At 53.4% G+C, this 6,793-nt stretch carries 9 protein-coding genes; all 9 read right to left on the bottom strand.

Annotated features, from left to right (window positions below):
* Positions 1 to 2,950, bottom strand: a 2,950-nt coding sequence (locus RTW80_RS21745; RefSeq protein WP_312720139.1) for a phage tail tape measure protein, incomplete at its 3' end; no start/stop codon positions are given.
* A complete protein-coding gene (locus tag RTW80_RS21750) occupies positions 2,922 to 3,251 on the bottom strand; it encodes a phage tail assembly protein T (RefSeq protein ID WP_001161009.1) in 330 nt (109 codons plus the stop codon). The genes RTW80_RS21750 and RTW80_RS21745, both read right to left, overlap by 29 nt.
* An 8-nt stretch (positions 3,252 to 3,259) precedes the next feature.
* Positions 3,260 to 3,646 (bottom strand): phage tail assembly chaperone G, encoded by a 387-nt coding sequence (gene gpG, locus RTW80_RS21755; protein ID WP_001341514.1) that lies wholly within the window; start codon positions 3,644 to 3,646, stop codon positions 3,260 to 3,262.
* A gap of 60 nt (positions 3,647 to 3,706) precedes the next feature.
* The gene (locus tag RTW80_RS21760; protein WP_312720142.1) at positions 3,707 to 4,441 is read right to left on the bottom strand and encodes a phage tail protein; all 735 of its coding nucleotides are present in this window, start codon (positions 4,439 to 4,441) and stop codon (positions 3,707 to 3,709) included.
* Between the two features lie 10 nt (positions 4,442 to 4,451).
* A complete protein-coding gene (locus RTW80_RS21765; RefSeq protein WP_072752502.1) occupies positions 4,452 to 4,853 on the bottom strand; it encodes a phage minor tail U family protein in 402 nt (133 codons plus the stop codon).
* Positions 4,850 to 5,428, bottom strand: coding sequence for a phage tail protein (locus RTW80_RS21770; protein ID WP_312720145.1), 579 nt, complete (start codon positions 5,426 to 5,428; stop codon positions 4,850 to 4,852). The genes RTW80_RS21765 and RTW80_RS21770 overlap by 4 nt, the downstream gene beginning before the upstream one ends.
* Positions 5,429 to 5,439: 11 nt before the next feature.
* Positions 5,440 to 5,715 (bottom strand): DNA breaking-rejoining protein, encoded by a 276-nt coding sequence (locus tag RTW80_RS21775; protein ID WP_001283153.1) that lies wholly within the window; start codon positions 5,713 to 5,715, stop codon positions 5,440 to 5,442.
* On the bottom strand, positions 5,708 to 6,031 hold the full coding sequence (locus RTW80_RS21780; protein WP_001097046.1) for a DUF2190 family protein: 324 nt from the start codon (positions 6,029 to 6,031) through the stop codon (positions 5,708 to 5,710). Before RTW80_RS21780 ends, RTW80_RS21775 begins: the two co-directional genes overlap by 8 nt.
* 86 nt (positions 6,032 to 6,117) lie before the next feature.
* A partial coding sequence (locus RTW80_RS21785; protein ID WP_312720148.1) for a Mu-like prophage major head subunit gpT family protein occupies positions 6,118 to 6,793 on the bottom strand: 676 nt, incomplete at its 5' end.

The following is a 6,793-nucleotide window of genomic DNA, read 5'->3' on the forward strand; positions in this document are numbered from 1 at the left end:
CGTTCGTGCCATCGTTATTGATCTCGATGTTGTACTGCGGGGAAAACATCGCCATACCTGAACCCCCAATATCCGCCACAACCCCCAGCTTACCGTCAGCACCACGACGCAATGGCAGAATGGCTTCAGGTCCCGCTTCCCCCATCACACCCGCGCCTTTTGCAAAAGCAAAAAACGTCGGACGGTTAACCACCGTGCCACTGTAACGACTCAAATCAGCAGACTGATAAATCCCCCCATTGGCATTCAGGGAAAGGCTGCTGAGATCAAATCCCAGTACACTGCCAATCCCTTTTATCGATTTCATCATGGTTGCCTGCGCCAGGATTTTCGCCATATCTGACAGCACAGAAGAGGTGAAGGATTTGAAATTGAGTTTGCCGGTAGTGACAAAAGTTGCCAGGCCATTTCCCATGTTGCTGAAGGCTGACGAGAACACCTGTTCTGCTGTTTCTGCCGTATTATCTGCATCCACGGTAAAATCCTGAAATGCACGCAGGACTCCGTTTTTCCAGTTACCCTGCACAACTTCAAGCTGTTGCCAGTAACGGCGATTCTCATTCAGTTGTCGGTTCAGGCTCTCCGTCAGCGCCTGCTCGGCCTTTCTGTAGTCATCCGTGTTATATGTCCCTTTCTGCTCACTATCCCGCCTCAACTGCTCCAGCTGTTGCTGGTATTTCTGGCGAAGACTCAGTTGTACCTGATATCGCTGTCGCTGCTGATCACCCATACCCACCGTGGCGATATCCAGGTCATGTTGCTGACGCTGAGCGCGCTCTTCTTCAGCCAGTTGACTGGTCAGCTGAATTGTTTTTTTCTTCAGCTCGTTGAGTGCCGTCTGTTTCTGAAGCTCCTGCTGTTTTACATCCAGCAGCGTCAGTGCCTGAATCAGTTCATCTTTACGGGCCAGCACACTCTTTTCATCTGCCGTCAGTTTTTTCCCGTCCAGGTCGCTGATGCGCTGCTGCAGAGCCAGAAGCTGTTTATGCGCTTCTGTCATCCTTTCCGTGGCAATGCCTGCTGACTGTCTGGCAGCAGCAATCTGTCCTTCCACCTGTGCCTGTTGCTGACTGTACTGCAGCAATAACCGGGTGGCCTCATCATTACGGGTTTCGCGTGTTTTTTTCTTACCGGATGCCAGGGCTTTCTCGTAACGTTCATTTTCACGTTGTATCGCCGCATCCCTGACAGCCTGATCGGCGTACTGCATGGCATTAATACGCGCAATTTCACGCTGATGTCGTGCTGCTTCCGTTTCATTCATCCGGTTCAGTGCAGCATTTTCAGCATTACGGCGTTTCTGTTGCTCCTGATAATTCCGCTCTGCCTGCTCTTTTGCATCCTGCAAATCCTTCTGGCGTTTTTTCTCCTGAAGATCGTTAAGACGCTGCTGATCGTATTCAACCTGAGAAGATGATGCCGTCCAGGGGAGTCTTTTCGCCCGCGACACTTTCTCCTGTAAAGCGGCAATCTGTTCATCCAGCGAGTCTTCACGACCAATATTCATGGCCGCATCCCAGAAACGACTCCACAAATCAGACAGATACTTCAGCGTACTGCCAAGCGCATTGAGGTTATTATCAATATCCGCAGTACGCCGACCGGTTTCCTCTGCCAGTGCAGACATGGCTATCCGTGCAGCATCACTGGATCGCCCCTGCTCCCCAAGGACGCGTATCTGCTCAAGCTGAGTGGCAGTAAGAAAATGCAGCTCATTGTCCAGAGCCTTCGCGGCATTTACAGGATCATCCTTCAGCCGCTTAAACTGATTTATGGTATCGCTGACCGACTGGCCAACCGATCGCTCCATCTGTGCGGCAGCTCTCGCCACCATACCGATATCGTTTCCACGAAATGCACCACTCCCCACCACCTGAGCCAGCGCACCGGCTGCAGCATGTTGCGTGATACCATTCCCGGAAATAGCACGACTGAGCGTCCACAGCTGCCCGGCAGTGACTCCGGCATAATGCCCCGTCAGCGACAACTGGCGGTTAAATTCTTCCCCCTCCTTCTGACCGTCATACCAGGCTTTACCCAGACCATAGACGGCCGCGGCAATACCGCCAATAACCCCGCCAAGCATCATGCCTTTCGGTGACATCAGTGTGTCTATCCATCCGGCACGGTTAGCCAGCGTTATCCCGGATCCCCTCAGCGCCCCTAAATTGCCGCGGGCCAGTTCACCTATCAGAACGCCTATCTCCTGGCGGGCTGCTGCACTTTTCAGACCCAGCGAATGCGTGGCTTTTCCTGCCTGCTCCATTTTGCGGATATACACTTCTGCAGCACTGCTTACCCCCAGCTGGGCTGCCTTAGCACGAAGCAACTCAGAAGATGAAAGATTCAGGCGGGTTGCCTGCTCTTTAAGCTGACGGATAAACGCCACTTTCTGTCGGGTAGCCTCTTCCTCAGCCTGTGTAAGAACACGGGTTTTCGCAGTAACCTCAGAAATCAGCGCCAGATAATCCTGCTGACCAATCCCGCCACTGTTTCTGGCCTGTCGGATCTGCTGCTGAATACGCTGTAATTCCTGCAGCCCCGCACTGGCCTGTTTCACACTGTCAATCTGACGATAAAACGCAGCAGCCGCTTTATCCTGAGCCTCCGCCAGAGCCATGGCCTGCGCCTGTTCCTCGCGCATTTTCTGGCTCAGTGCCTCCATGCGCTGGCGGGTTTTCTCCACCTCGCGGGCCATGCGTTCATGAGCCTGTGCGTTCTTCTCCACCGTCTGCGCATGGACGGATGCGGCTGTTGCAGCCGAAGAAGCTGCCTGCGTTGTCTGCCGGGCGGCCTGAGTCTGACGCTCCATAAAACGCTGCATACGGGCAGAAGACCGTTCTGCATCGCTGGCTGCACCATTCAGAAGGTTTTTGATACGGGGAATTTCATTTTTAAACTCTGCCGCATCAATCCCCAAATCAATGACCAGGTTGGCTATCTGGTCCATAACGCACACCTCCGGAAATACCTTCCCCAAGATGCATCAGTTCTTCGTCCGTTCGCTCCGGTATCCCGTTCTCTTCCGGTAAAAGGCTGAAATCAGCCACCGCAGCATCACTACTGCCGGACACCATTCTCACGATCAATGCCTTCAGCGAGGCAAACTGCGCATCCATCCACACATCACTGAAGCTCTGCATCCGGAAATAATCGCCCCACTCACCAAGCTCAGTGGCCGACATTTCCGACAGCATCCGCCGCCAGTCTGCCCGCCGGAACTCCCGGGCAAGCCGCATGACAAACTGCATTTCCCGCGTCAGGACTTTTCCGGCGTCAGCGCCTCATGCTCATCATCCACGGCATTATCAATGGCCCCCATACCGCTCAGCGACAGAACCATCTCCGCCCCCGCACCCAGGGCATCATACGACCATGTTGTAATAACGGATGCGCAAAGCGTCTCTACATCCTTAGACTGATCCGCATTCCACAGTGAGCGGGAAACCAGCCAGGCATTGATATCCATCCCCATCCGCAGAAAAGCAATCTGTCGTTCAGCCTCCGGCAGTTCTCCCTCCCCGGCATCAAACTTTGCCGTTCGCTGCTGAACAAACGTCAGATATTCAATTCTCTGCAGCCCGGACAGCTCACTGAGCACCACGGACTGTTTTTCATAATTAAACGTGTCCTGTTTCAGAAACATCATGTTCTCCACCTGCAAAAAAGCCCCGCATAACCGGGGCAAATGATGAGTATCGTCCTGTTAACCTGCTGCGCTGACAGTCACCGCAGTCACAGCCACAAAATTCCCGTCAGCGGTCATGCCCACAATGCTGACACTGCCCTGCTTCACGCCTTTTACCGTGGCCACAAGTCCGTTCAGGGTAACCGTGGCAGTCTGTGGATCTGACGAATGCACACTGATCGCTTTGTCACTGGCTCCGTCAGGTTTTACTGTAAAGGTCAGCGTGGTGGTTGCTCCCACTTTTACACTGGCAGACGCCGGTGATACTGTCAGCCCGGTAACGCTCACGGTTTCAGTGCCTTCCTCTGCCAGATACGGACGCCCCACACCGCTGATTTTCACAGTGCGGGTCATCACGTCTTTTGAGGCAATGGTTTTACCCAGTGAGCTCAGCCAGCCACGGAAAACATCAACAGTGCCGTTGGGATATTTGATACGAACTTCACCGGAGTCGAACAACTGAACCAGTTTTTTCTGCCCGCTGTCACCCGGACGCCAGGCCAGCGTCGCCGAAGTATCACCAACGGATTTCTGCCCCTGGGTTGTCGTTTTCCAGTCTGCATCTTCATCATCGAGATAAGTGTCATCTTCTGCATCAGCGGTCATTTCGCCAGGTTGCAGATCCTTCACCATCGCAAGACGCAGCCAGTCAGTGTCCGACAAAGGGTTCGCAAACGCATCGCCGTTGCCGGTATACATCCAGAACGTCGTCCCCGCACCTTTCGTCTTTGCCAGTGGATTTGGTGTGGTCATTACCACCTCCTTAATTCGTGTACGTGATCTGGTACGTGATTTCCGCCATCGCCCAGGTGGCCATCTCATTATCACGTTGATAGTTAAAACCGAGTGGGATCAGGGTGTCGATGAGTCCGGAAAGTGCCGGTATATCATTCAGGGCAGGGAAAATGGTGCTCTCCATCCACATATCCAGCTCTGAATCCGGTGCCTGTGCCCGGATGAAGACGGCAATATGCAGAACAGCCTGCCAGTCATCTTCATCCGTCATTTTTCCGGTGTACTGAGCATCACTCAGCCACACCGCCACGGCAGGCAGTTCCTGCGCATCAATAAATGCCGAAAGCCCGTCAAAAAACGTGGCGCTGTCTCCACACTGTTCCCGAAGGCGTGCCAGTACGGCCTGGCGGATTTGTGTATGTCGGTTCATCGGGTCAGCCATAACCTCAGTTGTTGTTTCAGTGCATACCCCAGCTGTTTCGGCATTTCCGCAGCAATGATGTGGTCGCGGGCATCTACAAAGGCCTGTGTCAGCGGTCCGGACAGCGGGATTTTCACCACATCAATGGGGTAACGATTTTTGCCATCAATACGTCGCATCACATGCCAGCGACCATTCGCCAGTTGCTGAATAAACGCATCCCGGAAAAGATATTTACCCACCTTCAGCACACTGCCACGGTACTGCAGTTTTCCACCACGCCGGGCCAGTCTGACCCGGGCTGTCCCCAGCTTAATAGCGGGCAGATTGCCCCGGTTAACGCGGATCCTGGCCGTCATTTTTCCTGACGGACTGGCTTTAAACACCCGGACACGCTGACGTACCAGTTTCAGGGGGATCCCTTTCACCTGGTTATCTCCCGCAACGGTATTCCCGGCAACCTGCCGGGTGGCAACCGAGACCGCTTTCTGTGCCACACGGTTTATCGCCCATGCGCTGGCCTGTGGCACCATACGGGTATCAAGGCTGTTCAGATTGCGGATGGCATTCTCAAGCCCCTTCATCCCACACCTCTTTACTCAATAAAGATCATTGGCTTACCGTTAAAACGTTCATGCCGTGTGACCGTCCATTGTTGTCCGTCATAAACAACGCGATCCCCGCGCCGTGGGCGGTATCCCGAAGAAAACACCACCAGAGAGACCGCAGGTCCGGACAGAGCATTCAGCTCTGCCAGTGTTTCTCCCGGGATCACAGTCATATCGACATCATTAATCGAGGCTGTCTTTCCCATCTTTCTGACCGTGATCGCATCCATACGCGCTGCCAGCCGGGAAAAGGGATCAGACATTGAGTTTTACCGGCACTTCTTCTGCACTGGTTCCGGCATCTGCCCAGACAACCCCGACCAGCGGATCAGAGCCGCTGTTAGTCAGCTGAACTTTTCCGGACTTCAGATAAACCTTCTTACCCGTTTTCATGTCATCCGTTTTCAGTTTAGGCAGGATAAACACACCTTCGGTCATGCCGTCGCCTGTTTCACCCTGTGGAATATCGGTCAGCGCCACCGCAAAAACATCACCCACCTGCACCAGATCTCCGCTGCTGATGGCTGCACTGGCAACAATCGCCACCGTTTTTCCTTCTTCTACAAAATTCTTTGCCATAACTGTCTCCGCACAGCCCCGTTCAGGGGCTGATTTCAGGTACAAAAAAAGCCCTTACGGGCCATCAGAGTTGTTGTCTGCGACGTTTACGCCGTACATTTCACCAGACCGCGGTGATCAACTGGCGCGACACCGGCGTCAATACGCACTTTCGTTGTCACGCCATCCACACTGAAGCCCTCCATCTGATCAATATATGGCGTATCCACACCGTTGAGATAAGCCACTTCAATCGTATCGGAGCCTTTTGACGCAGCCAGGTAGAAGGTGGTCTGGCTGTTATCATCAAGACGAGGCTCTGCAATAACGGTCGCAAAATCTTTCACCGGGTTAATAATACCGGCGTTAATGTCAGCCCCCTTGACACTTGAGGAGCGAATGACCTGGTTAGCAACAGACTCCATCGCCGTCGGTACCAGTACGAACGCAGGACGAATATTCAGATGACGCTCCCCCTCTTTCTGAACGCGCATCAACTGGCGGGCTTTATCCAGCGATGCCACGTCCATTGCAGCGCTCTCCAGTACGTTTGCATGTTTCGCTTTATCGAACAGACTTACATTATCTGTGGAGATTTTCGGGTTAGACGTCAGAATGGCATAAACCAGATCGGCAATAGTGGATTTCGCCGCACGGCCCAGTTTCATCGGGACATCGGTCAGCATATTCAGATCATCATTGATAATGGCCTGACGGGTGATACTGAACAGCTCGCCATAGGTCGCCAGTGCAATAGTGGCCTGTTTATCTCCGGTGGTGACG

Source organism: Escherichia sp. AM3 (assembly GCF_032029835.1).
GTDB lineage: Bacteria > Pseudomonadota > Gammaproteobacteria > Enterobacterales > Enterobacteriaceae > Escherichia > Escherichia coli.